Consider the following 25,762-nt stretch of genomic DNA (forward strand, 5'->3'; position numbering starts at 1 on the left):
CGCGGCGCATGACCGCAGGCTGTGGTCGGCCGATTTCTCGTCGTTGACCAGATTTGAATCGACATGCCAGCTATTTTGGTCGGCAAGGGCCGACGGTTGGCGGCCGACGGTGGGCGGCCGCCGATGGTCGCAAGTGCCGACCTTTGGGATGCGCCTTGCTAAAGACCGATCGCCGCGAGGCCGCCCTCTGCCAGATCGATCGGGCCGAGATCGCCAATGGCGCTGAGGTCCGGCAACAACCCCCGCCGGCTCGCGGCGATCTCCAATCCGTTCGCCCCTAAGCCGATGCGGAAGAGATGATAGGCGGCGCGATGATTCGGGCTGCCCGGCACCGCCGACGCTGCGGGCACGCCGACGACCGGCACGAGGCCGTTCGGCCCGGGCAGGTGGGCCAGCATGGCGCGGTGGTTATGTCCGTGCAGGATCAGTTCGGCGCCATGCTCGGCAATGATCCGTGCAAAGGCCGACGCGTCCCGAAGCCCGCGTCCAGCACTGGCGCCGGCCCGATAGGGCGGGTGGTGGATCATCACGATCCGGGTGAGCTTGCGTCGACCCGCATCCGCGAGAAGCGTGCCGAGGGCCTGCCGCTGCGTGGAACCGAGCGCGCCGGAAGCGAGGAAGGGCGCCGTCGGCAGCGCCGACGACACGCCGATCAGGGCGACATCGCCGCGCTGCCGCAGGTAGGGAAAGAGGTCGGTGACGAGCGGCGCTCCGATGGCGCTGAGATCAGCCAGCCACGGCACGAAAGTGGCGGCGAGCGGACCCATCGACGAGCGGACGTAGGCATCGTGATTGCCCGGCACGAAGCTCACGTCGCGCGAGGGCCCGAGGTCACGCAGCCACTGGGCCGCGAAGGGAAATTCAGCTGCAAGTCCGAGGTTCAGAATATCGCCCGTCATCGCGATATGGTCGGGCGCCTGTGCCTTGATGTCGGCGACGAGGTCGGCCAGCACCTCCATATCGTGCAGGCGGCCGCGCCGGTTCCAATTGACATAGCCGGTCAGCCGTTTGCCCAGCAACTCGCGCAGGTGCGGCCGCGGCAAGGGTCCGATATGCGCGTCGGAGAGATGAGCGAGCAGGAATGTCACGCGCGATGCTGTCGCCCGGCCGACGGCGCGCCGTCAAGCCCGATCCAGGCGCAAGCATCCGGCTTCCCTCATGCTAAGAGGCGTAGATTGCTGCAATTGCAGCTTTGACCGGAAGGATCACACGTGAAAAGGCCGACGCTTCCCGCATGGACCCGTCGCTCCGTGGAGCGGGCCATTCACGTCGGTGCGCTGCTGACCCGGCCGCTCACCATGGGCGTCAGGGCCATGGTGATCGACCCGGAGGGCCGCATTCTGCTGCTCCGCCATAGCTATGTGCCGGGCTGGCATTTTCCCGGCGGCGGCGTCGAGCGTGGCGAGACCATCGCGGCCGCGATGCAGCGCGAGTGCCGGGAGGAAGCCGGCGTGCATGTCAAAGGGGCCGCGCCGCTGCACGGGCTGTTTCTTAACCGCAACATCGACCACATCGCGGTCTTCGTGGTTCGCGATTTCATGCGAGACGCCGCGCCGCAACCCGATTGGGAGATCGTCGAGATCGGCTTCTTCAACCCTTCGGATTTGCCGCCCGGAACCACCGATGCAACGCGACGACGCATCGCCGAGGTTCTGGACCGTGTCCCAATCGCCGAAACGTGGTAGGCGACCACCGACGATCAGTGAGTTTCCCGATGTCCGATGCCGTTCTCAGCCTGTCCATCGTGGTCGCCCCGGAAGGCGCGTCCGACGCTCAAGCGGTCGAGCGATTGAACGAGCGTGCGTTCGGTCCTGGTCGCTTCGCGCGGACGGCCTATCGGCTTCGCGAGATGGCGGAGGCGCCGCGCGATCTCTCCTTCGTGGCGCGGGTCAGCACATTATTGGTCGGGGCCAACCGCTTGACACCGATCCGGTGTGGCACGGCGCCGGCCTTGCTGCTCGGCCCGCTGACGGTCGATCCCGCGTTCCGCTCGCGCGGGGTCGCGCGGTCGTTGGTCGACATGTCCTTGGCGGCTGCCAAGCAGCAGGGCCACAAGCTCGTGATCCTGATCGGCGATGAAGCTTATTACAAACGCTATGGCTTCACACGCGTGCCAAACGGTCGCCTGACCCTGCCGGGGCCGGTCGATCCCGCCCGGCTCCTCGTGCTGGAACTCGAAGCAGGCGCCTTCGAGGGGGTCAGCGGCAGCGTCGGGGCCTGAGCGTCGGCGACTCAGCCGTCAGGCCGGGCCACCATCGCGCCGCTTGAAACTGAACCGCCGACCTTCGTAGAGCCACGCCAGAATGGTACTGCCAAGTAAGAACAGTAGCCCGGAAAGACCGATCGCGAGCGGAACGATACCGACGCTCTTGACCACGCTGGCTTGAGTGCGGCGGATGCCGATATAGTCCGAGCCGGCATAGCGGGGACTATCGCCCATGGCCACGAACCGGGGTAGGGCGATGTCGCTCCCCGGGCTTGTGCCGATCCGGCGGACGGACCCGCCCGTCGCCTCGGCGAGTGGCTTCAACCGATCGGGCGTCGAGACGACCTCCTGAAATTCGCGCGGGTTCTCGGGGCCGACATTGGCCAGCACCGTCAGGGTTCCGTCCGTCAAACGATAGAGGCCGAGCTCGTCGACCGAGATCGTGGCGCGCGACAGGCCCGGTTCGGCTGCCGCTAAGGTGACGGTGCGGGTCGCTCCGGAGGGGGCCGTGACGATGACGGGCGCGACCGAGCCTTTGACGCTCTGCCGCTCGATCGACAGCTCCTTGCCGTGCAGGCTGGCCCGCAGCGCTTCTTCCTCGAGATCGGGTTCCTTCATGAGCCAATGGGCGAGGCGACGGGTCAGGTCGAGGTAGGGGCCACCGCCCTCGTAGCCGCGCGCCCAGAGCCAAATCTGGTCGCTGAGCATCAGGGCCACACGCCCTTTGTCCTCACGCGAGAGAACCAGCAACGGCTTGTCGTTCTGGCCCGCCATGACGGAGGTGCCCTTGACGACATCGGCGTCGACCTGGCGGAACCATTGTCCCCAAGCCGGCGGGGTGGCGTCTCCACCCGGTAGGCCCCGCGTCACCGGATGCTTCTCGCCATCGGGCGTGATGGCCGCGCGGAACGGCGCCTCCGTGACCGACCCAGTGGGCCGCGCGGGCGCGATCGCACCGAGCGGCGAGTAGAACAAGCCATCCTGCGTCGCGTAATCCGGGCCGACCGCGATCAGCAACGCTCCGCCATTGCGGACATATTTGGCGATATTGTCGAAGTAGACATAGGGCAGGATCGATTGGTTCGAATAACGATCGAAGATGATGAGATCGAAGTCGGTGATCTTGTTGCCGAAGAGTTCATTGGTCGGGAAAGCAATCAAAGCGAGTTCGTTGATCGGCGTTCCGTCCTGCTTTTCGGGCGGCCGCAAAATGGTGAAGTGGACCAAATCGACGTTGGCGTCCGATTTGAGAATATTGCGCCACATGCGTTCGCCCGAATGCGGCTCACCCGAGACGAGCAGCACCTTCAGCTTGTCGCGTACACCCTCGATCGTCACCACGGCCTTGTTGTTGATCCCGGTCAACTCGTCTGGCAACGTCGGCACTTCGATCTCGACGACGTTCGGGCCGGCATGGTCGACCGGCACCGCAATCTGGATCCTGGCGCCGACCTGCGCTTGCAACGTCGCGATCGCGACGCCATCGCGCCGGACATTCAACGTCACGGGTTCGCCCTTGTCGCCGGTATCGAGCACACGGGCCGTGATGGTCTGCGTTTTGCCGACGATCCCGAACCGGGGGGCGTCGACAAGCTCGATGCGTCGATCGCGCTCACCCTCATGGCCGGTGATCAGCACGTGCAGCGGGGCTTTGAAGCCGAGTGCATCCACCTTGGCCGGGATGTCGTCGACGAGGCCGTCCGTCACCATGATGACACCGCCGACATGATCCGGCGGCACGTCGGCCAGCCCGGCATTCAGGGCCGCAAACAGGCGCGTGCCGTCGTTTTCGGCATCAGTACGGCTACTTTCGATGAAGCGCGGCTCCACATTGCCGAGCGCCGCAAGGTTCTTCTCGATCGCATCGCGCGCCTTGGCGGTCTGGGCGGCGCGTTGGCCGATGGTCTGGCTGCCGCTTTCATCGAGCACCACCGCGACCACGTCCTTGAGGCCCTGCCGATCCTCCCGCACGAAGGAGGGACCAGCGAGCGACAGGAGGATGAGCGCCAGGGCCACCAGCCGCAACAGCGTGCCACGCCGCCGCGACCAGAAGCCAAGCACCACGATCGCGAGCGACAGTACCGCAAGCCCGACCAGCACGGAGAGGGGAAGCAGAGGCGTGAAATCGAGCGAAAAACTATTCACGGGCAGAGCGTCGCCTTGCTGATGTGTGGAGCCGGCCGGCGAGGCGCGCCATCAATGCGCCAGACGTTCCAAGAGGTCGCGCACATGAACCTGATCGGCCTTGTAGTTTCCGGTCAGGGTATAGATCACGAGATTGATGCCGCCGCGCAGCGCCATCTCGCGTTGTCGCGAGCCGCCCGGCACTAGCGGATAGACCGGCTCACCCTGACCGTCGGCGGCCCATCCACTGGCGAGATCATTGCCCGTAATAATGATGGGCGACACGCTGTCGCCAGCCCGGACAGGGCGGTTCGCGGTCTCCTTCGCGGCAGGGGGCAGAGCCTCGATCCAGGTTTGCCCGGTTGTGTAGCGCCCGACGAAGCCCGGCAGCAGATAAAACGTCTTGGTGACGACGTGATCGCTCGGAACGGGTTCAAGTTCCGGCACGTCGACCCCCGCGAGCAGATGTTGCAGCCAATCGGCCTCGGGTGTCGGCGGACCGTCGGTCCGATGCGTCAAGGCATCGCGCGTATCGAACACGATGGTGCCGCCCTGTTTCATGTAAGCCGCGATGCGATCAACCGTGGTGGCGTCCGGCTGCGGCATGCTGGCCACCACCGGCCAATAGACCATCGGATAGAAGGCGAGTTCGTCCTTGGCCGGATCGACCCCGACCGGCTCCCCCGGCGTGAGCGACGTCCGGTCCGCCAGCGCGGTCGACAAAGTCGTCAGGCCGAGGCTGCTAGCTTGATCGACGGCGGTGTCGCCGGTGATCACATAGGCGATCCGCGTCGTCAGGGCCGAGGCCATATCGCGTTTCGACACTGGCGGCTGCCCCGCCGCATGCGCGGCGGCGCCGCGCAGACCGGGTAGGCCCGGGACCATCAGCGCAACAGCCAACAACGCTGCCGCTGCTGGTCCCGCGCCCCGCCGGACCAAACCGCCCCCGAGCCAGACGGACGCCAAGGCGTCGAGCAGGAAGCCGATCAGCGCCAAGGTGATGACGGCTGGCCGGAGATCGATGGCCGGATCGGCGCGCAAGGGTTGCCGGTCGAGCGGAAGGCCGGAGAGGTCGGCCGGTGTCAGCATGTCCTTGGGTCCGAGCGTATTGACCCCGATCGAGGCGTCGGGAGGGCCATAGAAGCCGGGCGGATGATCGGCGGTCGCGACACCATCGTAAGTGTCGGGGATCGGCCGGGCGGTCGCGGGCGGAACGCCCAACACGCCGAACCCGTCGAGACTGCGGGTCGGGGCAATCACCATAGATTGTTGCACGCCTGCGGCAGACGCCGACCCGGTCGTGGACGCGGACCCTTGGGCGGCACCCGGCACGCCCGACAGATCGACAACCCGCCGCAGCATGTCGACGAACAGCACCGAGAGCGGCAAGTTCGACCAAGTGGTGTCGGCCGTGACGTGGAACAGCACGATGCGACCTTTGCCGCGCTTTTCCGCCGTGACCAGAGGCGTTCCATCGACGAGTTGCGCCCACGTCTTGCCAGGCAGACCCGCGCTGGGCTCCGCCAGCACTTGCCGGGTGACGTTGACCTCCTGCGGCACGGTCAGGCCGTAAAAGGGGCTGCCGCGCTCGAACGGGGCGAGCGCCTTCGGCTTGTCCCATGACAGAGCGCCACCGAAGGTGCGGCCACCCCGCCGCAGGGCCACCGGCACGAGATCGTCGCTGCTGCCGGCAAGCCGCGAGCCGGCAAAGCGGATCAGAGTGCCGCCGTCGTCGATGAATTTAGCGAGCCTGTCATGCGCCGGACCTGACAGCGCGCCGACATCGGCCAGAACCATGACGGAGGGATTGTCGTCCAGCATCGAGGCGACCGGATCGAGCATGCCGGGTCGGGGCTCACGCACATCGGCGAACGGGCCGAGGGCTTTCACGATATAATAGGCCGGGGACAATAGCGGCTGTTCGACATCGATCGTCGCGCCGGTTACGACACCCACCCGCCGACGCGTCGATCGCCCATCGAGCAGCGTCGTGGCGGCGGCCGAGGCCTCGTTGGCGATGACGACACGAACGATGTCGTTGCGAAGCTCGACCGGGAGATCGAAGCCCGCATGGGTCTCCTGGCCGGACGTGAACGCAAACGTGCTTTCGCCAATTGGCAGGCCTTTAGCGTCAAGGGCCTGAACCGTGCCGCGCTGCGGGCCGACTGTATTGGCGCGAATGACGCGGACGTCGAGCCGGTCGGCTTTGTTGTCGGCCCCGGCCAACGCCAGCGGTATCGTGTCGGCCGCGACACTCGTCACGGAGCTGATGCCGGGCAGCTTGGTCAGGCCTTCGCCAAAGCTGCGCGCGCCGCCGCGTTCCAGCCCGTCGGTCATCCAAACGAGGTCGAGGGCGGGATTGGCGGTCGCGAAGCTGGTGAGCGCGGCAAGCACCGGGGCGCGGTCGGGCGCGATCGGTACGGGCTTCAGAGCCTGCAACCGTTCGATTGCCCGTGTCGCATCCTGCGCCTCGACAGCCCGCGGGCCATCCGAGGTCGCCACGATGGCGGTCACCCGGCCGGCACTTTGTGCGCTGAGCAGCCGCTGCCGCGCGAGGGTGACGCGGGCGTCCCAATCGGGAGCCGCCGCGAAACTATCGTCCAGCACCACCACCAAGGGCCCCTTGCCGCCGCCGAGCGATGGAGTGGGGTTCCAGACCGGGCCGGCCATCGCCAGGATGAGGAGGGCCGCGACCAGCAATCGGAGCAGCAGCAGCCAGAGCGGTGTGCGGGCGGGCGTCTCGTCCTTCGGGCGCAGATCGAGGATGAGCCGCAACGGCGGAAAAGCTACCGCTTGTGGCCGCGGCGGGGTGAGGCGCAGCAGGAAATACAGCGCTGGCAAAACCGCCAGAGCGGCCAGAACGGCCGGAATCGTAAAGGCGAGCGGCAGGCCCATCATACCTGCCCGCCATTGCGGCGGTCGGCCTCGAACGCGCCCGCGATGGTCAGCATCGCTTCGGAGGCGGGACGATCGGTGCGGTGGATCGCAACGGTCCAACCGTGCAGCCGGCACGTCTGACGGATCGCCTCCCGATGAGCCGCGAGGCGCTTCACATAGTCGGCTCGCATTTGCTGGGCCTCGCCGAGCCGCATCCTTGTCGGGCCGTCGCTGTCGGTCAGCTCCACATGCCCCGTGAACGGGAACGTCTCTTCGATCGGGTCACTGATCATGACGAGATGGCCGCCGGCCCCGGCCGAGGCGGCGGTGGCGATCGCGCACGTCACGTCATCGAGGTCGGAGAGCCAGTCGCTGATAAAGAGGGCGCGCGAGCGCGGTGGCAAAGGCACGGCGGGCGGCATTTCCGCCGGCACATAGCCGCTGCGGCGCATTTCGACCAGCATCGACTCGGCGAGATGATCGACGATCGTGCGGCGTGCCATGGGTCGCACGAGGCCGGGGATGCCGACGCGTTCGCCCCCGCGAACCAGGAGGTCGGCGGCCGCAAGCCCGAGCACAAGGGCGCGGTCCAGCTTCGGTTGCGACGCCAAGTCCGACATATAGGCCATGGACGGGGACCGATCGACCCAGATCCAAACCGTATGGGCTGCTTCCCACTCCCGTTCGCGAATATAAGTGCGGTCATCGCGGGCCGAACGCCGCCAATCGATCCCGACGGCCGCCTCGCCGGAGACGAAGGAGCGGAATTGCCAAAACGACTCCCCCGTTCCGGCCCGGCGCCGGCCATGCACGCCCTGCATCATGCTGCCTGCGATCTCGCGTGCCGACACGACGAGATTCGGCAGCCGACCTGCAAGGTCGAGCGCCCCGCGTCCGTGCCGGGGGCCGATCCAGCGCTGGGCGTCGGCGAGAAGCCGGGCCTGGGCCATGGCTAGCCGAGCCGCTCGACGAGGCGCCGGATCAGACCCTGAATGGTCTCGCCATCGGCGCGAGCCGAAAACGTCAGGGCCATGCGGTGTTTCAGCACCGGAAGGGCCAGCGCCGCGACATCGTCGATCGAGGGCGCGAGCCGCCCGTCGACGAGCGCTCGTGCCCGCGAGGCCAGCATCAGAGCTTGCGCGGCGCGCGGACCGGGGCCCCAGGCGATATGCTGGGCGACATCGGTCGCCCCGTCGCCGGGACGGGCCGAGCGGACGAGATCGAGGATCGCCTCGACGATTTTGTCGCCGACCGGCAGACGACGCACGAGGCGCTGGATGGTGGCGAGATCCTGCGCCGTCATAGCCGGCTTGGCAGTCGCCTGCTCGTCGCCGGTTGTCTCGATCAGGATGCGCTTTTCGGCCTCCCGGTCGGGATAGAGCACGTCGATCTGCATGAGAAAACGATCGAGCTGCGCCTCTGGCAGGGGATAGGTCCCCTCCTGCTCGATCGGATTTTGGGTCGCCAGCACATGGAAGGGACGCGGCAGGTCATAGGGTGCCCCGGCCACGGTGACATGACCCTCCTGCATGGCCTGCAGCAAGGCCGATTGCGTGCGCGGGCTGGCGCGGTTGATCTCATCGGCCATCAGCAACTGGGTGAAGACCGGTCCTTTGACGAAGCGGAAGCTGCGCTTGCCGCTGTCGCCTTCCTCGAGAACCTCTGAACCGATAATATCGGCCGGCATCAGGTCGGGCGTGAACTGGACACGGCGGGTGCCGAGACCCAGAACGGTTCCGAGCGTTTCCACAAGCTTCGTCTTCGCGAGGCCGGGAACGCCGACCAAAAGTCCATGGCCGCCTGCCAGCAGGGTCACGAGCGTGTCCTCGACCACCTCCCGCTGCCCGAAGATCACGGTGCCGATCGCGGCCCGGGCCAACGCGATCTGTTCGAGCGCCGCATCGGCGGCTCGGGTCGCTGCGGCCTCGATCGAACTGGCGCTGCCGTCTTGCACGAGACTCATAACTTGACCTTGCTGTTGAGCGGACGATCGCGGCGCGACATCGAGGCGTCCGGCTGGCCGGAAGACGGAACCTCGACGGAGCGCTCCGGCGTTTGGTATGTGCGGTCGGCGATCGACAGTTCACCGAACCGATGCAAGGGACGAGCCGCGCTTAAATCGATCACGATCGATAGCCTAGACCCTGCCGGTTGTTTGTCGATGCGCGCCCACGTCGCATGGTCCATGATCATCCTGCAACGCATGAAATGAGATGATGGCGAAAGAAAGTACTCCCTCTCTGGTGCAGGCTGGAAGCCTGGAGGCGCTGAGAGCCGCTGTGCTGGCGCCCGCGCGCCAGGGCAGCCTGCCACCCGTGCATCTTTGGAACCCGCCTTTCTGCGGCGACATCGATATGCGAATCGCTCGCGACGGGACGTGGTTCTATGCCGGAACACCGATCGGCCGACCGGCGCTGGTCAAGCTGTTCGCGTCGATCCTTCGCCTTGACGACGACGGCATGATGCTCGTCACGCCGGTCGAAAAGGTGCGGCTCGTGGTCGAGGACGCGCCCTTCCTCGCGGTCGAGATGGCGGTTCAGGAGGGGGAGCATCCGGTCCTCAGCTTTCGCACGAACGTCGACGACTGGGTCACGGTTGATGCCGGCCATCCGCTTCGCTTCCAGCAAGGAGCATCGGGTGGCCTGAAGCCCTACGTGCATATTCGCGACGGCCTCGAAGCCTTGGTCAAGCGCGCGGTCTTCATCGAACTCGCGGACCGAGGGGAGACGCGCAACGTCGATGGTCTCGCGATGTTCGGGGTCGAGTCGTCGCGTGTGTTCTTTCCCATGGCGGAGGCCTCGAGCCTCGAAGGGCTGTCGTGACGGCGATGTTGAACGTTGGTCACGACAGCACGATGGCGTTCGAGCGGCGCGCCCGGGAACGTCTAAGCTTTGATCTGCCGCCTCGCTGGGCCGATCCGTCTGCGACGCGGCTTCTCGGGGGCGACCACAAGCTCGACGATCTGCCGCCCCGCCTCGATGCCGTGCCGCGCGCCGCCGCCGTCCTGATCCCGATCCTGGCGCGTGCGGCAGAGCCGACCATCCTCCTGACGCTTCGCGCCGCCACCCTGCGGGTTCATTCGGGTCAGATCGCCTTTCCGGGCGGCAGCATCGATGCGTCGGATGCCGACCCGATGGCTGCGGCGCTGCGCGAGGCACAAGAGGAAGTCGGCCTCGATCCGGCCTGCGTCACGCCGCTCGGTTACCTTGACCCCTATCTGACCGGCACCGGCTTTTTGATCGTTCCGACCGTCGCGATGGTGCATGAGCCGTTCGATCTCGAGCTGAATGCCGCCGAGGTGGTCGAAACCTTCGAGGTGCCGCTCGCTTTTCTCATGGAGGAGGCCAACCATCAGCGCGGCAGCCGTGAATGGAACGGGCGAACCAGAAGCTTTTATGCGATGCCGTATGGCGAACGCTACATTTGGGGCATCACGGCCGGCATGATCCGAAGTTTATACGAGAAGCTCTACCGCTGATGGGACGCGCGCTCCTCGACGCCGTGGCTCTGTTCATCGCGCCATTCGTGGCCTATGGCCTCGTTCTGCTGCTCCGTCAGCGCTATCCATGGCTGGCTGACAGCTGGTCGCGGGGCTCGTTGGCGACCCTCACGGTGGCGGGTTTGGCGCTCGTTCTCATCGGCCTGCTGCTGCTGGGCACATTGGCGGATCGACACAAGGGCGCCTATGTCCCGGCAAGGCTCGAGAACGGGCGATTGATTCCGGGCCATCTGGAGTGACGGAGGGGAAGGGGTTTTCGCGGCCGCTGCGGCTCGATGCCTCGGGGCGATTGGCCGACGTCGCCTTTTTGGCGGGACCGGCGCTTGCTCGCGTGCTCGCCATGCTGAACCAGGATGGCGAAGAGGCGCGTGTCGTCGGCGGGGCTGTCCGCAACGCGCTCCTCGGACTGCCGGCCGGCGATATCGATATTGCGACGACGGCACTGCCCGACATCGTCGTGGCGCGCGCCAAAACAGCCGGCTTACGCCCCCTGCCGACCGGTATCGCGCATGGCACCATCACGGTGATGGTCGGCCGCGCCGGTTTCGAGGTGACGACCCTGCGGGAAGACGTCGAAACCGACGGACGGCACGCCATCGTCCGCTTCGGGCGAGACTTCACGGCGGACGCGCAGCGGCGGGATTTCACCGTCAATGCCTTGTCGCTATCGGCCGACGGGACGGTGCACGATACGACGGGCGGCCTCGCGGATCTCGCGGCCGGGCGCGTGCGTTTCATCGGCGAGGCGGACCGCCGGATCCGCGAGGACTATCTGCGCGTGCTGCGGTTCTTCCGCTTTTCGGCCACCTATGCCGAAGGCCCGTTCGATCCCGAGGGGCTGCGCGCCGCGACGCTGCATCGCGACGCCCTGACCCGCTTGTCGCGTGAGCGCATTCGCGTCGAGGTTCTGAAGCTTCTGGTCGCCCCCCGCGCCGCAGAGGTGACGACCAGCATGGCGACGGCCGGGATCGCGCGCGTGATTTTTGGAGGGGCGTGCGATCCGCTGCGCCTCGTCCGGCTGATCGCGATCGAGACGGCGCGGCGGGAGAGCCCCGACGCGATCCTCCGGCTTGCCGCTCTGGCGGTCCGAACCGAAGGTGATGCGGCGCGGCTGCGTGAACAGCTGCGTTTGTCGAACGAGGAAGCCACTCGGCTCGCGGCTGCGGCTCATGTTCGCGGTGGTCTCGATCCCGAAGCCGTGCCGACACATGCCGGCTTGCTGGCGTTACTGTTCGATCATGGACGCCGTGCAGCGCTGGACGGCGTGTCGCTGGCCGAAGTCGATGCCAAGGGCAACGGATCGGGCTGGACCGAGGCTTATGGCGTCGTGGCCACGGCGGCCGAGCCCAAGCTCCCCCTAGGAGGAGCCGATGTCATGGCGCGCGGCGTCCACAGCGGACGCGATGTCGGTATCGTCCTCAAGCAGTTCCGGCAGGAGTGGATCGCGGCGGGCTTCCCATCCGACCCCATCGTCGTCGCAGGCTTGCTCGATGCGATCGTCGCTATCCATCTCGCCGACGACAGACGCTGAGGCGGCTCTTGTGGGCCGTCGACGCATGCGGCTCGGCGATGGCTGATCAGACGACCGCCGTCTGATCGCGTTTCGGGTGCGTCGATCCGCTTGCTCTTGCCCCTGCGTCCAATTGACTCGACCTCGGCGGCGTTTGCGCTAAAATGATGTCGACTTCACTGAAGCTTGTCGCGTGAGCGGCCGTCAGCAGGGGTGGGCCATGGGATTTCAGCGGAAAAGCCCGGCGGACGTCGCAAGACGGTTGGGCGAGCGGCGCGATCGATCTCAATCCGGCGCTGGTGTCCGAGCCTCCGATGCGTGGCGACGCGAGACGTTCACGCTGCCTCGCGACGAGGCGCGTGCCATGGCGCAGGAATGTTTCGTCCGTTTTCCGAAAGCCGCCTACATGACCGAAATCGAGTCGTGGCGCGAACTATCGGACGGTCGCATCGAGTTTACGATCAGGCGGCTTCCGACAGCCGATTGATTGTCACGACTCGGGCTTTAGAGTTGGCGGAAGCGGGTTTTCTCGAAAGCCGGGATCTTGGCCGCGAAGGCGTCGAGCCAAGCGACGAGCGCCGGATGCGTGTCGCGCCATGTTCCCCCGAGCCGCAGGTCGAAATAACCCAGCGCACAGGCGGCCGCGATATACCCGATGTCGATCGTGCCGACGGGCGGCGAAGCCTCTAAGGCCGCCAAGCCTCGGGCAATCTTACCCTCCTGATGCGCGACCCAACGCGCGCTTCGCTCCGATTCGTCCCGGAACCGGCTTTCGTACACGATCAGCAGAGCCGCATCGGTCATGCCGTCGCAGAGGGCCTGCCTCGTGAGCGCGAGGAAGCGGGCCGGGGCGTCTTTCGGGATCAGCATTCCGCCCGAGAGATGATCGAGATAGTCGACGATCACACGGCTGTCGTAGAGGGTCGTTCCATCGTCGATGATGAGCGCCGGGATCTTACCGAGGGGATTTTCGCGCCGGATCGAATCGGCATCGTCCATCGTGTCGGCATCGACGACGGAGAGGCTCGACATCGCGCCGGTCACGCTCGCCGCGATCTTCACCTTGCGGCCGAATGGCGAGGCTGGAGCCGAGCGCAGGATCATGGTCATTCAAGTCACCGAGCGGAGTGAAACAAGACAGAAGGCGCGAGGAACGTGATCGCGGCATTGGGATCAAAGCCCCGCGCCGCGCGCCTTGTCAAAGAATGGTGAGACCGACCGCTTTCGAACCCTTGCCCTTCTTGTCTGGTTCGATCTCGTAGGCAACCCGCTGGCCCTCGCTCAGCGATTGCAGGCCCGCTTCCTCCACAGCCGTGACGTGAACGAAGATAACGGTGCCCTGGCTTGGCATGGCATTTCCTCGCAAACACGTCACCAGACTGTAAGGGGAAACCGTGGTTTGCCGCACCTATTCTCCGGCCAGCCAACGCCACTGCCATGACCCCGGTTCCGATTGGGTCAGCGTCTTGGCAAGATAGGGCAGCAGCAGCCGAGCCTCGTCCTCGAGGCCGAAAGGCGGGTTCACGAGGATCATGCCGCATCCGGCGAGTTTGCCGACATCGAGAGCCGTCCAGTCGATCACGAGTTCGACCTGCGCGATCCTGGGGATCCCGGATGCGATCAATTGGTTGGCGAACCGCGACACGGCGGTGCGGTCCTTCAGCGGGTACCAGAGCGCATAGATTCCGGTTGGCCATTTGCGATGCGCCGCCACGAGCCCGTCGAGCATCGCCTCAAATTCACCGCGGTCCTCGAACGGCGGATCGATCAGCACCAAGCCGCGCCGTTCCTGGGGGGGCACATAGGCGTTGAGCGCCACATAGCCGTCGATTTCAACCACCTTGGCCCGGTTCGCGCGCCCGAGACCCTTGCGGAGCAAGGCGGCGTCGGTCGGATGCAATTCGCAAAAGACGAGACGGTCCTGGGGACGTGCGATCCCCAGCGCGATGGAGGGAGAGCCGGGGTACAGGGTCGGGCACCCCGTGCCGTCGCGTGGACCCACGAGGTCAAGATAAGGTTCGATCAGGGGCAACACGTCCGCAGGCACGTTGCCGGGCGTGATGCGTCCAATGCCGCGGGGCCACTCGCCGCTCCGGCGGGCCTCGTCGCCTTGCAGGTTATAAAGCCCGACACCCGCGTGAGTATCGATGTAGCGGAAGGGCGTCGCCTTGCGTCCGAGGTGCAGCAAGATCCTGGTCAGCAGGATGTGTTTGAAGACATCGGCAAAATTGCCCGCATGAAAAGCGTGCCGATAGTTCATCGCGGGCGGGCCATGGCTCAGCGGACCGGCAAGATGGTGATCTGCTGCGTCCGGCAGGCGGCTCGACTGACCTCGGGGCAAGTCACGAAGCCGCGGAGATCCTTGCCGAAGCAAATCCGCACCTCCTGCAACTCGTCCTGTCGGCACGTCACCGCCATCGTGTCGGTGCGAAGTCCGGGGTTGCTGGCCGTGAAGGCGCGGGCGATCTCGAGGGGCGCGACCGTCTGCGGCTCGCTGGGAGACTGCAACGTCGTCGGGATCGTCACCGCATCTCTGGCCCGGCGGACGAGCGCGAAATAATCGGTGGGGCTAAGGCCCGTACAGGTGCCGTGTTTCCGCCATTCGTAGCGGGCGAGGCCCGCGTCGGGATAGACGCCGTTGACGCTGTCGAGAGCGGCGCGCGTCGGGCTTGTGTTGCCCGAATCACAATCGGAAGGGAAGCCACGCGTAAATTGCGGCCACAGGCCATGGACCACAAAGCCAAGGTTAGAGCCTGTGGCACATTGCCGGGGCGCCTTATTGTCGCCGCCCGTGTCGCAAAACCCAGGCGACCACGACAAAGCCAACACGTAAAAATCGAAAACTCCGGGCTGCCTCGACCCGCCGCTGCCGCCAAAGCTCGATCCGGTCTGCACCGGTCGGCTTGTCGAAGCGGGAGCCGCCGCAGACTGATCGGCGGACCCGTTCAGGCATTTGTCGAGCACGCACGGGGCGTCCGACGCTGGACGCAACGGATTTCGAAAGCCCTGAGCACCGCCCGCGGTCGCCGAGAGCGCGACCAAAAGGCAGGCAACGGCGAAAGCCGGAAAGGTCGCACGCATCCGCAATGGTGCTAAACTTACGGCCGTTCCATCTTGCAATTTGGTGCGTAGGCATATTCGCGGTCGAGCCCGGTCAGGCAGAATTCGACGCCGAAATCCATACCGATCAATCCGAGATCCTCGGCAACCGAGAAATACACCTCATGAACGGTCTTGTCGTTCAGGATCGCGCGGCCTTCGCAGAAGTTGCGGGGAATGTGATCGAGACCCCAGGGGCGCAGCGCCGACACCTTCACCTGATCGTAGCTGACGATCTGGAGCGACGAGTTCCAATATTCCGACTCGCTGTCGTGAAAACGATCCGACAGACGCGACAGCACATCGGGATTGTCGCATGCCGGGATCTTGCCGTCATAGGACCAGAACCGCTTTTCGGCCGGGACGACCGGCCGCGCGATAGCGGTGCCCATCGAAGCCGCGACCATGAGTGCGAGCATAAAGCCTTGGAACGCGCGTTGCATGCCGTGGAATCCCATTCTTCAATTCAGCGCGGACGATGCGACGGCGCGCACGCCAGGGTCAAGCCTTGCCTTGGCCCGAATGCCATGCGAGGGGGCGATTGGCGAGCGTTGTGTTGTTCCGATAACAGCCCAGAGCCCTCAAGCCCGGTGAAGCCCTGCATCGGAGGCCGACGGCATGCGCGAGCTTGCGCTGCTGCGGGACAGGTCTGAAGGTGGAACGCGTGAACGATTACGTGCGGAAGATCCTCGATGCGCGGGTCTACGATGTCGCTGTGCAGACCCCGCTCGACCCCATGGCGCGGCTGAGCAAGCGGCTGGACGCCTCGGTGCTGCTGAAGCGAGAGGATCTTCAGCCCGTCTTCTCCTTCAAGATCCGGGGCGCCTATAACAAGATCGCTCGTTTATCCGCTGAGGCCCGCGCCGCCGGTGTGATTTGCGCCTCCGCCGGAAACCATGCCCAGGGCGTCGCATTGTCGGCGCAGCGGCTGGGCGTCAAGGCCATCATCGTGATGCCGGTTACGACCCCGCAGATCAAAGTCGATGCCGTGCGCTATTGGGGCGGGACGGTCGTGCTGTTCGGCGACACGTTCGACGAAGCCTTCGAACACGCGCGCGGGCTCGAGGCGGAGCAGGGTTTGACCTTCGTGCATCCCTACGACGATCCGGACGTGATCGCGGGGCAAGGCACCGTCGGCATGGAAATCCTGCACCAGCATGCCGATCCGGTCGAAGCGATCTTCGTGCCGATCGGAGGGGGCGGCCTCGCCTCCGGGATCGCCGCTTACGTCAAGTTCCTGCGGCCGGACATCAAGGTGATCGGCGTCGAGCCGGTCGATGCGGCCTCGATGAAGGCCGCGATCGCGGCAGGGTCGCGCGTCATTCTCGATCGAGTCGGCCTCTTTGCCGACGGCGTCGCGGTGCGGCAGGCGGGAGCCGAGACGTTCCGGGTGTGCCAGGCGCTGCTCGACGACGTGCTGGTGGCCGATACCGACGAAATGTGCGCCGCCGTCAAAGACATCTTCGAAGATACGCGCGTCATCGCAGAGCCGGCCGGTGCGCTCGCCTTGGCTGGACTGAAAAGCTATGTGGCCGCCAACCCCGTGCGAACAGGGGCGCTGATCGCAATCAACACCGGGGCCAACATGAATTTCGACCGGCTGCGCCATGTTGCCGAACGTGCCGAGATCGGCGAGGCGCGCGAGGTGCTGCTCGGCGTGACGATCCCGGAACAGCAGGGCAGCTATCGCCGGTTCGTGCAGGCGCTCGGCAACCGCACCATCACCGAATTCAACTATCGCTATGCCGCAGGGGCCGAGGCCCATGTGTTCGTCGGCCTCAAGCTGTCCGACAGCGTTGGCGAGAAGGCGCTCGTTCTCACGCAACTTGCGGCGCTTGGCTATCCCGTGCTCGACATCAGCGCCAACGAGACCGCCAAACTGCATGTTCGTTACATGGTGGGGGGCCGGGCCCCGGCGCTGCGGGACGAGGTGATCCTCCGGTTCGAGTTTCCGGAACGGCCGGGCGCTTTGCTGAAGTTCCTGGACGGGGTCGGATCCGAGTGGAACATCACCTTGTTTCACTACCGCAACCACGGCGCGGATTATGGCCGCGTGCTCGTCGGATTGCAGGTTCCGGCTGCCGAAAGCGATCGGTTCGGCGAGCGGCTGCGCGAACTCGGCTATGCCTTCGAGGATGAAACCGACAATCCCGCCTATCGGATGTTTCTCGACCGATGACGGAAGCGTTCAAACCGTCGACGCCCGCTCAAGGCGGATCTCGCCCGAAAGCGGTGATGCCCATCAAGAGCGTCAAGCGCATGGGTGCGGTTTCGACGCTCGTGCCGGTTCCGCATTTCGAGCGGGAGCGTCTGCTGATGTCTCGCGGCCTGCTTTACATCGCCGGGATCGACGAGGCTGGACGCGGGCCGTTGGCCGGCCCTGTCGCGGCTGCGGCCGTGATTCTCGATCCAAATGATCTCCCGGAGGCCGTCGACGATTCCAAGGTCCTGACCGAGGCGCAGCGTGAGCATTTGTTTCTGCTCATCATGTCGAAAGCGCTGGCAATCGGTATCGGCTTTGCGTCGCCGCGCGAGATCGACCGGATCAACATCCGTCAGGCGACGTTCGCGGCGATGCGACGCGCCGCCAGCGCCTTGTCGCTGAGCCCGCATCATCTTCTGATCGACGGGAACGACTTTCCGCATGGTATCACGATCGCGGGTGAGACGATCATCAAGGGTGATGCCACTTGCTTGTCGATTGCGGCAGCCTCGATCGTCGCCAAAGTGGCGCGAGACCGATTGATGGTGCGGCTCGACGCGCATCATCCGGTTTATGGTTTCGCCCGCCACAAAGGCTATGCGACCGAGCAGCATCGGGCCGCCTTGTTGCGCCATGGCCCGTCGGCCGCGCATCGGATGAGCTTCGCACCATGCCGGGGCGAGACGTCGGACGATTGCCAATCTTAAGAGCTTGGTAAAGAAGGCGTATCCAAGCGGGACAGCTTTTTTACCAAGCCATAAACCTGCGTTTTACCAAACCGACTCATAGTCACACCTGTTCAGTTGAGTATCCGGTGTGTCAGTCATGAGTAATGCACGTGCCGGAGCGGCCGTTTCGAAGCTCCAGTCAAAGGTCTCGCGTCCTGGAGCTTCGGCGGCGGCACTGAATGCCATCACGCCGCAGCCTATCGATCAAATTCTCGTCGGCGATTGCATGCGCAGCCTGGCGGGTTTGGCTCCCGAAAGCATCGACCTCGTCTTTGCCGATCCGCCTTACAATCTGCAGCTCGAAAACACCCTGTCGCGGCCCGACCAGAGCGTCGTCGATGCGGTCGATGACGAGTGGGACAAGTTCGCCAGCTTCGCCGATTATGACGCGTTTACGCGGGAGTGGCTGACCGGCGTCCGCCGGGTGATGCGGCCCAATGCGACGATCTTCGTGATTGGATCTTACCACAATATCTTTCGGGTCGGCGCCCTCATGCAGGACCTCGGCTTCTGGATTTTGAACGATATCGTCTGGCGCAAGAATAACCCGATGCCGAACTTTCGCGGTCGGCGCTTTACCAACGCCCATGAGACGATGATCTGGGCCAGCAAGACCCCGCAATCCAAGTCCTATACGTTCAACTACGAGGCCTTGAAGGCCGGCAACGAGGATTGCCAGGTCCGGTCCGATTGGCTGCTGCCGATCTGCACGGGCGGCGAACGGCTGAAGGATGCGGAGGGCCACAAGGTTCATCCGACCCAGAAACCCGAGGCGCTGCTGGCGCGCGTCATCATGGCGGCGTCCGAGCCCGGTGACGTGGTGCTCGACCCGTTCTTCGGCACCGGCACGACCGGCGCGGTCGCCAAGCGGCTTGGCCGGTCATTCATCGGGCTGGAGCGCGATCCGGCCTATGCTGCGGCCGCCACGGCGAGGATAGCGTCCGTCGAGCCGCTCTCGCCGGAGGCGCTGCAAGTCGTGCCGTCCAAACGCGCCGAGCCGCGCGTGGCATTTGCGTCCGTCGTCGAGGCGGGCCTGATCGCGCCCGGGTCGAAGCTCGTCGATGCCCAGCGCCGCCACAGCGTCGTGGTTCGCCCCGACGGCACGGTCGGGCTCGGGATGATCGTCGGTTCGATCCATAAAATCGGGGCTCTGGCCCAAGGTCTGCCGGCCTGCAACGGTTGGACCTATTGGCATTACGAGACCGACGGACGGCTGCGACCCATCGATGACGTGAGAAGCGGGATCCGCGCCTCGATGCGCGAGGCTGCGGACTAAGCAATCGCTGGATCACGACAACTTTCTATCGCCACAATCACCAAAGTTTAACAAATCTATAATATGCTCCTGGTCGTGGGAACGGACGTGCGTTCCCAGCGTTGCGGAATGAGATTAATCATTTCGAGCGTAGCGGGGAGTACGGGCCGTGTTGCGTTTCATAGGCCTTTCAGCACTGTTGTGCGTGGTGTGCATCACCCTCGGAATGGGCAAGGTTGTCCAGTTGACGAGCGGCGTCGAGAGCTTCTTCCTCGCGCTGGCCGCTTTGTCGGCAACCGTTTTGATCAGCTCCTACGATGCTTACGAGACACAATCGGCCAACACCGAGAGCGACGATCAGCGATAAGCCTTAACGGCCGGACTGTGCCAACGCGATCGCGTGGCGCATCAGCGTCGGAAGTGCTTCCTCCATTAAGTGAGTGACCGCGACCCATCGCCGGGTCTCGTTGGCCACCACGGTGTCGGGCAATGCACCATTCGGAGAGACACGCGTCACGACGTCCAGAATCAGAGTGAAATGCGTGAACACGTGTTTGACCCGCATTCCCTCGCGTTCGGCTCCGCGATCAGCGGTTGCGATTGGAATGGGCTCGTCGCCCCACGCCGTCCCTGGTAGCTCCGTCATCCCGCCGAGCAAACCCACCGGCGGACGCGTCTGGACCAGAACGTCGCCTCGACCGTTGGTGACATAATAAGCTGTCCCATAGCGGACCGGATTAGCCCGCTTTGCGACCTTCACCGGGAACAGGGTCTGGGTTCCGTTCGCCCGGGCGACGCAATCGCTTGTGAGGGGACATAAGACGCAGGCCGGACTTTTCGGCGTGCAGATCGTCGCGCCGAGATCCATCACGGCTTGAGCGAAGTCTCCCGGCCGATCCTCTGGCGTCGCAGCCCCCATCGCGATCGCGACAGCCGTCTTACCCTTCGGCATCGGCTCGGCAATCGCATAGAGTCGCGACATGACCCGTTCGACGTTGCCGTCGACGACGGTCGCTTTGCGGCCGAAGGCGATCGATGCGATGGCGGCAGCCGTATAGGCGCCGATGCCCGGCAAGGAGCGAAGCTCTACCTCCTCGCGCGGGAAGCGGCCGCCAAAGTCCCGAACGACGGTTTGGGCGCAGGCATGGAGATTGCGCGCACGTGAGTAGTAGCCAAGGCCCGCCCAAGCCCGCATTACCTCGTCCTGCGAGGCCGCCGCGAGCTGATCCACGTCGGGCCACAGGGAAAGAAATTTGGCGAAATAGGGTTTGACGGCCGCCACAGTCGTTTGCTGCAGCATGATCTCCGACAGCCACACCGCGTAAGCGGGCGTTCGGGCGCCGGGCAGGGCCCGCCAGGGCAGCGCGCGACGGTGCCGATCGTACCACACGAGCAGATCGGCCGTGACGTCGGCAGGCGCGGGGCCTGCCTGTCGCGTGTTCGAGGCGCTGGGGACGGCGGGGTCGAGCGGCAAGGAGTTGGCTTGTTTTCGGGTGCCCAAATCGCGCTCGTCTCGGTATGGTGGGACGTATGAATAACCGCAACCCGCCTGGCCGGAAAGCGTGGTCGAGCCCCTTGGCCGATCTCGTCGCGCCCTGCTTGACGCCGGCTTTGGCGAAATTCGGCTTCAGCGAGGCCGATCTGCTGATGTTTTGGCCCGAGATCGTCGGGGAGCGTCTCGCCTCCCGTTGCGAGCCGATCCGCATGCAATGGCCGTCGCGCGGCACGGCGCGTGGCACGCCGGAGCCGGCCACGCTGATGGTTCGCGTCGAGGGCGCGTTCGCGCTCGAATTGCAGCACCAGCAGGCGTTGGTGATCGAGCGGGTCAATACGCATTTCGGTTGGCGCTGCGTCGGGCGTCTGGCGTTGCGGCAAGGGCCGGTCGCGCCACCGAAAAAACCTCGGACGCCGATCGCGCCACCGGATGGCTCGCGCGTCCGGCTGGCCCACGACGCGACTGCGGGCATCGAAGAGGATGCGCTACGCCGGGCGCTCATCAAGCTCGGGAGCCGGGTTCTCACGACGCGTTGAGGCGAATGCAGCACCGCCGTCGCGGTTTCGCGTGTTTCTGCCCCGGCGGGTCTGGCGAAGCCACCCGTCCGTGCTTTATACTCGCCGCAATTGTTCCATCATCTGCCCTGGCGTGACGGGCCGATGGTTGCCCTGTCCATCCGATCGAGCGAGTGACTTGATGGTATTCTCCAAACTTAACCGCCGCACGGTGTTGCGCGGCGCGGCTCTTGCGGGCGTCGCGGCATCGGCCGGCTCCGTCATGCTGCTCGATCCCGGTTCCGCCCGCGCCGCCACCGAGGGCGCGAGCTATCCGATCGACCAGTTGATGGCCGAAGGGCAGCTACCGGATATTTGGCTCGGCGCGCGTGACGCACCCGTCACCATCATCGAATATGCCTCGATGACGTGCACGCATTGCGCGGCCTTCGCGGCCGAAACCTATCCGACGCTGAAATCCAAATATATCGATACCGGCAAGGTGCGGTTCACGTTGCGAGAGTTCCCGCTCGATCCGCTCGCGACCGCGGGCTTCATGCTGGCGCGCTGCGCCGGTCCAGACAAGCGGATGGCCATGGTCGACCTGTTGTTCGCGCAGCAGAAGAACTGGGCCTTCGTGGATAAGCCTGTCGAGGCACTGGCCAACACGGTGAAGCAGGCTGGGATATCCCAGACCGACTTCGAGACCTGCCTGAAGGATCAGAAGCTTTACGATCAGGTCAATGCGGTTCGGGACAATGCGGCGCAAAAATTTGCCGTCGATGCGACGCCGACCTTCTACATCAACGGCAAAAAGCAGGCGGGTGAGATGACGGTCGCCGATCTCGACAAAATCCTCGAGCCGTTGCTGCCGAAGGGCTGAGGCGAAACGTCGGTTCGGCCCTTTCATCGGGCTACAAGTGAGGGCGCATCATGGCCAAAGCCATTCACGGCATGATCAGGGTGCTGAACGAACAGCGTTCCCTCGATTTCTATAAGCAGGCGTTCGGCCTCGATGTGGCCGACCGCTTCGACTTTGGCGACTTCGTGCTTCTCTATCTCCGAAACGACGAAACGGCCTTCGAGGTCGAATTGACCGTCAATGCCGCTCGGACCGAGCCTTACGCGCTCGGTGATGGCTTCGGCCATTTTGCCGTTTCGGTCGCCGATATTGCGGCAGAGCACGCGCGCCTGACGGAGGCGGGGCTCAACCCCGAGCCCGTCAAGGAGCTTCTGCACGAGGGTAAGATGCTGGCCCGCTTCTTCTTCGTGGCAGATCCGGACGGCTATCGGATCGAGGTTCTGCAAAGGACCGGGCGTTTTGTATGACGACCGAGGACGGCATCGCGGTTCAAGCGTCCGTCGATCGTGTCGGATCCACCACGAGCCCGACGGTGGAGCAGCCTTTCTCGATTGAAGTGTCGCCGTCGCATACCGCAAAGACGATATCTGAAGATTGGTCGAAAGCGCGGGCCGCTTTCGTGTTTTGGATTCCGGTGATGCTGTTCTGCGCGGGCGCGGGCGCCCTCTATGGCGCGATTGCGCCCGGTGGGCGGCCGCTTGTCGGCGCGCTGTATGGCCTCGTTGGCGGTGGTTCGGTCACGGCATTCGAGCGCGGGCTGCTTTTCCCACGCTTGAGCCGGGCGTTGACGCGTCTGCCGTTGGCCGGATACCTGCTGCTCGGCATCGTCACCTACATCGGCCTGATCCTGGTCGCGAGCGCATTGATGGGATCGATCCTGCTCGCCTTCGGTATTTTGAATGGTACGCTGGTCGGGGCCATGATCCTCGATCCTTCGACGCTGCTCTATGCCGTCATCATGTCGGCCACGGTCGTGACGTTGATCCGGATGCGCGATCTCATCGGCTCAGATGTGTTCAGGAACATGCTGCTCGGGCGATATTACTGCCCGGTCGAGGAGGAGCGCATCTTCCTGTTCCTCGATCTCATCGGCTCGACCGCCTATGCCCAGCAGCATGGCGACCTTCGCGCGCAGGAGTTTCTCGGAGCCATTTTCGCGGCCCTCGCCGAACCAGTCCGCCGCCACCGTGGTTCGATTGACGATTACGTCGGCGACATGGCGATGGTGACCTGGACGATGGAGCGTGGCGTCATCGACGCGCGCTGCATCGCTTGCGTCTTCACCTTCCTCGATTGCATCGCGCGGGACGAAGCCATGTGGCGAGAGCGGTTTGGTCAAGTGCCGCTGTTTCGCGCTGCCCTGCATGGCGGATCGGTCGTGACGGCGGATGTCGGGGTCGATCGGCACAAAATCTCGTATTTCGGCGATGTGGTGAATACGACGGGCCGCATCGAAGCCCTGTCGCGCTCTGTCGGCGCGCCCCTGTTGATTTCGTCCGATCTCCTCAGCCGTCTTCCGTCTTTGCCGAGCGGTGTCTCGACGCGGCATATGGGCGATCATGCCCTCAAGGGGCGCGGCCAACCTCTCACGATCCATGCGCTGGAGCGCGGTGGCTGTAACGGGATGATCGCTGCATGACGATGATGGACCGTCTGGCCGCGCGGATCGAGCAGGGTCGGGGTGCGGCGCCAGCCGACCTCGTGCTGAAAGGGGGGCAGGTTTTCGATCTCGTTACGGGCCGGATCAGCCGGTCCGATGTCGCGATCTGCGGCGACACGATCGTCGGCACTTTGGACACTTACAGCGGCGTCAACGAGATCGACGTGACCGGCAAGGTGATCGTGCCCGGCTTCATCGACACGCATTGCCATGTCGAATCCTCGCTCATCAGCCCGGCGGAATTCGACCGGAGCCTGCTGCCTCGCGGGATCACGACGGCGATCTGCGATCCGCACGAGATCGCCAACGTGCTCGGGCTCGCTGGAATCACCTATGTGCTCGATGCCGCCGGCGAGACCGCGATGGATTTGCGTATCAATCTGTCATCCTGCGTGCCAGCGACCGATCTCGAAACATCGGGGGCTCGGATCGAGGCTGAGGACCTGATCGGCTTGGCGGACCATCCCAAGGTCATCGGCCTTGCTGAATTCATGAACTTTCCGGGCGTGCTCGGTCGTGACCCTGGCTGCCTTGCCAAGCTCGCGGCTTTTGCCGGCCGCCACATCGACGGGCATGCGCCCTTGCTGCGCGGGCGCGATCTCAACGGCTATCTGGCGGCCGGTATTCGCACCGATCACGAGGCGACGACCGCCGAAGAGGCGATGGAAAAGCTCGCCAAAGGCATGACGGTGCTGATCCGCGAGGGGTCCGTTTCAAAAGACCTGCATGCGCTGCACAGCCTCGTGACCGAGGCGCTGTCGCCCTACATCGCCTTTTGTACGGATGATCGAAACCCGCTCGATATCGCCGAAGAGGGCCATATCGACCACATGATCCGCGAATCGATCCGGCTCGGCGCGACACCACTCGCCGCCTATCGCACCGCCAGCCATTCCGGCGCACGCGCCTTTGGCTTGCGGGATCGCGGCCTCGTTGCACCGGGCTACCGTGCCGATCTCGTGGTGTTGGACGATCTCGACACGTGCGCCGTGTCACGCGTCCTCTCGGCGGGGCGGCACGTCGGCGACGATCTCTTCGCCACGCGTCGGACGGTGCAACCGATCGGCCGCCACAGCGTCAAGGCCCAGCGCGTCGAAGAGTGCGATTTCGCGGCGCGCGGCGCTGGTCCGTCGACCCGCGTGATCGGCGTCGTTCCGGGCAAGATCATCACGCTCGATCTGCCGATGACGCTGCCCTATCGGGACGGCGAACGGCGGATCGATCTCGACCAGGATGCCGTCAAGGTCGCGGTCGTGGCGCGGCACGGGCACAATCGCAACATTGGCGTCGCTTTCGTCCATGGGTTCGGGATGACGCGTGGCGCCATCGCATCCTCGGTCGGTCACGATAGCCACAATATCTGCGTGGTCGGCGCGAGCGAAACCGACATGGCGGTCGCGGTCAATCGTCTGATCGAGATCGAGGGTGGCTTCGCTGTCGCCAGCGATGGCGAGGTCCGGGCCGAACTGGCGTTGCCGATGGCCGGGCTCATGAGCCTCGGGACGTTCGAGGATGTTTACGCGGCCTTGATCCCGTTGCGGGCTGCCGCCAAGGCGCTCGGCGTCGTGCTGGACGAGCCGTTTCTACAGGTCGCGTTTCTGCCGCTGCCCGTCATCCCGCATCTCAAGATCACGGATCGCGGATTGGTCGACGTCGACCGCTTCGAACTCGTGCGGGATTAAGCACGATCTGACGATCCGCTGAGGCGCTTGCGCCGTCAGGGTTGGATGATCGCCACGCAAAGCAGCGT

At 64.9% G+C, this 25,762-nt stretch carries 27 protein-coding genes and 1 pseudogene; 16 read left to right on the forward strand and 12 right to left on the reverse strand.

What is annotated here, in order from left to right; genetic code table 11:
- Positions 1-158: 158 nt before the first annotated feature.
- A complete protein-coding gene (locus tag LGH83_RS19460; protein ID WP_227400049.1) occupies positions 159-1,088 on the reverse strand; it encodes a metallophosphoesterase family protein in 930 nt (309 codons plus the stop codon).
- A gap of 123 nt (positions 1,089-1,211) precedes the next feature.
- Here LGH83_RS19460 and LGH83_RS19465 point away from each other — a divergent pair, with 123 nt between their 5' ends.
- Together LGH83_RS19465 and LGH83_RS19470 are read left to right on the forward strand one after the other, a co-directional pair.
- Positions 1,212-1,685 carry an NUDIX domain-containing protein gene (locus LGH83_RS19465; protein ID WP_227400050.1) on the forward strand — a complete coding sequence of 158 codons (474 nt, stop codon included), beginning with the start codon at positions 1,212-1,214 and terminating at the stop codon, positions 1,683-1,685.
- 29 nt (positions 1,686-1,714) lie between these two features.
- A complete protein-coding gene (locus tag LGH83_RS19470; RefSeq protein ID WP_227400051.1) occupies positions 1,715-2,221 on the forward strand; it encodes a GNAT family N-acetyltransferase in 507 nt (168 codons plus the stop codon).
- A gap of 18 nt (positions 2,222-2,239) precedes the next feature.
- On the opposite strand, the gene LGH83_RS19475 is transcribed toward LGH83_RS19470, so the two are convergent.
- From LGH83_RS19475 to LGH83_RS19495, 5 genes are read right to left on the reverse strand one after another with little or no spacing between them, the layout of a single operon-like run.
- Positions 2,240-4,351, reverse strand: a complete 2,112-nt coding sequence (locus LGH83_RS19475; RefSeq protein ID WP_227400052.1) for a hypothetical protein — start codon at positions 4,349-4,351, stop codon at positions 2,240-2,242.
- A 51-nt stretch (positions 4,352-4,402) separates the two neighbouring features.
- Positions 4,403-7,228, reverse strand: coding sequence for a DUF4159 domain-containing protein (locus tag LGH83_RS19480; protein ID WP_227400053.1), 2,826 nt, complete (start codon positions 7,226-7,228; stop codon positions 4,403-4,405).
- Positions 7,225-8,157 carry a DUF58 domain-containing protein gene (locus LGH83_RS19485; protein ID WP_227400054.1) on the reverse strand — a complete coding sequence of 311 codons (933 nt, stop codon included), beginning with the start codon at positions 8,155-8,157 and terminating at the stop codon, positions 7,225-7,227. Before LGH83_RS19485 ends, LGH83_RS19480 begins: the two co-directional genes overlap by 4 nt.
- A 2-nt stretch (positions 8,158-8,159) precedes the next feature.
- On the reverse strand, positions 8,160-9,170 hold the full coding sequence (locus tag LGH83_RS19490; protein ID WP_227400055.1) for an AAA family ATPase: 1,011 nt from the start codon (positions 9,168-9,170) through the stop codon (positions 8,160-8,162).
- Positions 9,167-9,394, reverse strand: coding sequence for a hypothetical protein (locus LGH83_RS19495; protein ID WP_227400056.1), 228 nt, complete (start codon positions 9,392-9,394; stop codon positions 9,167-9,169). The genes LGH83_RS19490 and LGH83_RS19495 overlap by 4 nt, the downstream gene beginning before the upstream one ends.
- A gap of 29 nt (positions 9,395-9,423) precedes the next feature.
- On the opposite strand from LGH83_RS19495, the gene LGH83_RS19500 reads away from it, so the two are divergent.
- From LGH83_RS19500 to LGH83_RS19520, 5 genes are all read left to right on the forward strand, one after another.
- Positions 9,424-10,029 carry a DUF1285 domain-containing protein gene (locus LGH83_RS19500; RefSeq protein ID WP_227401931.1) on the forward strand — a complete coding sequence of 202 codons (606 nt, stop codon included), beginning with the start codon at positions 9,424-9,426 and terminating at the stop codon, positions 10,027-10,029.
- Between the two features lie 5 nt (positions 10,030-10,034).
- Complete coding sequence (locus LGH83_RS19505) at positions 10,035-10,685, forward strand: CoA pyrophosphatase (protein WP_227400057.1); 651 nt, start codon at positions 10,035-10,037, stop codon at positions 10,683-10,685.
- Positions 10,685-10,945, forward strand: a complete 261-nt coding sequence (locus LGH83_RS19510; protein ID WP_131115348.1) for a DUF6111 family protein — start codon at positions 10,685-10,687, stop codon at positions 10,943-10,945. The genes LGH83_RS19505 and LGH83_RS19510 overlap by 1 nt, the downstream gene beginning before the upstream one ends.
- Positions 10,942-12,237, forward strand: a complete 1,296-nt coding sequence (locus LGH83_RS19515; RefSeq protein ID WP_227400058.1) for a CCA tRNA nucleotidyltransferase — start codon at positions 10,942-10,944, stop codon at positions 12,235-12,237. The genes LGH83_RS19510 and LGH83_RS19515 overlap by 4 nt, the downstream gene beginning before the upstream one ends.
- Before the next feature lie 199 nt (positions 12,238-12,436).
- Positions 12,437-12,703, forward strand: a complete 267-nt coding sequence (locus tag LGH83_RS19520; RefSeq protein ID WP_227401932.1) for a hypothetical protein — start codon at positions 12,437-12,439, stop codon at positions 12,701-12,703.
- Between the two features lie 17 nt (positions 12,704-12,720).
- Here LGH83_RS19520 and LGH83_RS19525 read toward each other — a convergent pair whose 3' ends face one another.
- The 5 genes and pseudogenes from LGH83_RS19525 to LGH83_RS19545 all read right to left on the reverse strand — a co-directional run bounded on the left by LGH83_RS19525 (position 12,721) and on the right by LGH83_RS19545 (position 15,758).
- Complete coding sequence (locus LGH83_RS19525; protein WP_319799581.1) at positions 12,721-13,326, reverse strand: glutathione S-transferase family protein; 606 nt, start codon at positions 13,324-13,326, stop codon at positions 12,721-12,723.
- A gap of 88 nt (positions 13,327-13,414) precedes the next feature.
- Positions 13,415-13,555, reverse strand: a pseudogene (locus LGH83_RS19530) (cold-shock protein); the annotation flags it as partial.
- 69 nt (positions 13,556-13,624) lie between these two features.
- Complete coding sequence (locus LGH83_RS19535; protein WP_227400060.1) at positions 13,625-14,476, reverse strand: 23S rRNA (adenine(2030)-N(6))-methyltransferase RlmJ; 852 nt, start codon at positions 14,474-14,476, stop codon at positions 13,625-13,627.
- Positions 14,477-14,493: 17 nt separating this feature from the next.
- The gene (locus LGH83_RS19540; protein ID WP_227400061.1) at positions 14,494-15,180 is read right to left on the reverse strand and encodes a ribonuclease T2; all 687 of its coding nucleotides are present in this window, start codon (positions 15,178-15,180) and stop codon (positions 14,494-14,496) included.
- A 134-nt stretch (positions 15,181-15,314) separates the two neighbouring features.
- Complete coding sequence (locus tag LGH83_RS19545; RefSeq protein ID WP_227400062.1) at positions 15,315-15,758, reverse strand: hypothetical protein; 444 nt, start codon at positions 15,756-15,758, stop codon at positions 15,315-15,317.
- 221 nt (positions 15,759-15,979) lie between these two features.
- On the opposite strand from LGH83_RS19545, the gene ilvA reads away from it, so the two are divergent.
- The 4 genes from ilvA (at position 15,980) to LGH83_RS19565 (ending at position 19,868) form a co-directional block, all read left to right on the forward strand.
- Positions 15,980-17,494 carry a threonine ammonia-lyase, biosynthetic gene (gene ilvA / locus LGH83_RS19550; protein WP_227400063.1) on the forward strand — a complete coding sequence of 505 codons (1,515 nt, stop codon included), beginning with the start codon at positions 15,980-15,982 and terminating at the stop codon, positions 17,492-17,494.
- Between the two features lie 56 nt (positions 17,495-17,550).
- Complete coding sequence (locus LGH83_RS19555; protein ID WP_227400064.1) at positions 17,551-18,225, forward strand: ribonuclease HII; 675 nt, start codon at positions 17,551-17,553, stop codon at positions 18,223-18,225.
- 118 nt (positions 18,226-18,343) lie between these two features.
- Positions 18,344-19,522 (forward strand): site-specific DNA-methyltransferase, encoded by a 1,179-nt coding sequence (locus tag LGH83_RS19560; RefSeq protein WP_319799582.1) that lies wholly within the window; start codon positions 18,344-18,346, stop codon positions 19,520-19,522.
- A gap of 148 nt (positions 19,523-19,670) precedes the next feature.
- Positions 19,671-19,868 (forward strand): hypothetical protein, encoded by a 198-nt coding sequence (locus LGH83_RS19565; protein ID WP_227400065.1) that lies wholly within the window; start codon positions 19,671-19,673, stop codon positions 19,866-19,868.
- Positions 19,869-19,871: 3 nt separating this feature from the next.
- Here the strand turns inward: LGH83_RS19565 and mutY are convergent, their stop codons facing one another.
- Positions 19,872-21,002 (reverse strand): A/G-specific adenine glycosylase, encoded by a 1,131-nt coding sequence (gene mutY, locus LGH83_RS19570; RefSeq protein WP_319799583.1) that lies wholly within the window; start codon positions 21,000-21,002, stop codon positions 19,872-19,874.
- A 29-nt stretch (positions 21,003-21,031) separates the two neighbouring features.
- Between mutY and LGH83_RS19575 the strand changes: the two genes are divergently transcribed.
- From LGH83_RS19575 to ade, 5 genes are all read left to right on the forward strand, one after another.
- Entirely contained in the window at positions 21,032-21,532 is a 501-nt protein-coding gene (locus tag LGH83_RS19575; RefSeq protein ID WP_227400066.1) for a DUF721 domain-containing protein, read from the forward strand.
- 160 nt (positions 21,533-21,692) lie between these two features.
- Entirely contained in the window at positions 21,693-22,373 is a 681-nt protein-coding gene (locus LGH83_RS19580; protein ID WP_227400067.1) for a DsbA family protein, read from the forward strand.
- Between the two features lie 50 nt (positions 22,374-22,423).
- Positions 22,424-22,819, forward strand: a complete 396-nt coding sequence (locus LGH83_RS19585; protein WP_227400068.1) for a VOC family protein — start codon at positions 22,424-22,426, stop codon at positions 22,817-22,819.
- A complete protein-coding gene (locus LGH83_RS19590; protein ID WP_227400069.1) occupies positions 22,816-23,991 on the forward strand; it encodes an adenylate/guanylate cyclase domain-containing protein in 1,176 nt (391 codons plus the stop codon). The genes LGH83_RS19585 and LGH83_RS19590 overlap by 4 nt, the downstream gene beginning before the upstream one ends.
- Positions 23,988-25,694, forward strand: a complete 1,707-nt coding sequence (gene ade, locus LGH83_RS19595) for an adenine deaminase (RefSeq protein WP_227400070.1) — start codon at positions 23,988-23,990, stop codon at positions 25,692-25,694. The genes LGH83_RS19590 and ade overlap by 4 nt, the downstream gene beginning before the upstream one ends.
- The last annotated feature ends 68 nt before the right edge of the window (positions 25,695-25,762 follow it).

The organism is Lichenihabitans sp. PAMC28606 (assembly GCF_020616535.1).
In the GTDB taxonomy this organism is placed as follows: Bacteria; Pseudomonadota; Alphaproteobacteria; order Rhizobiales; family Beijerinckiaceae; genus Lichenihabitans; species Lichenihabitans psoromatis.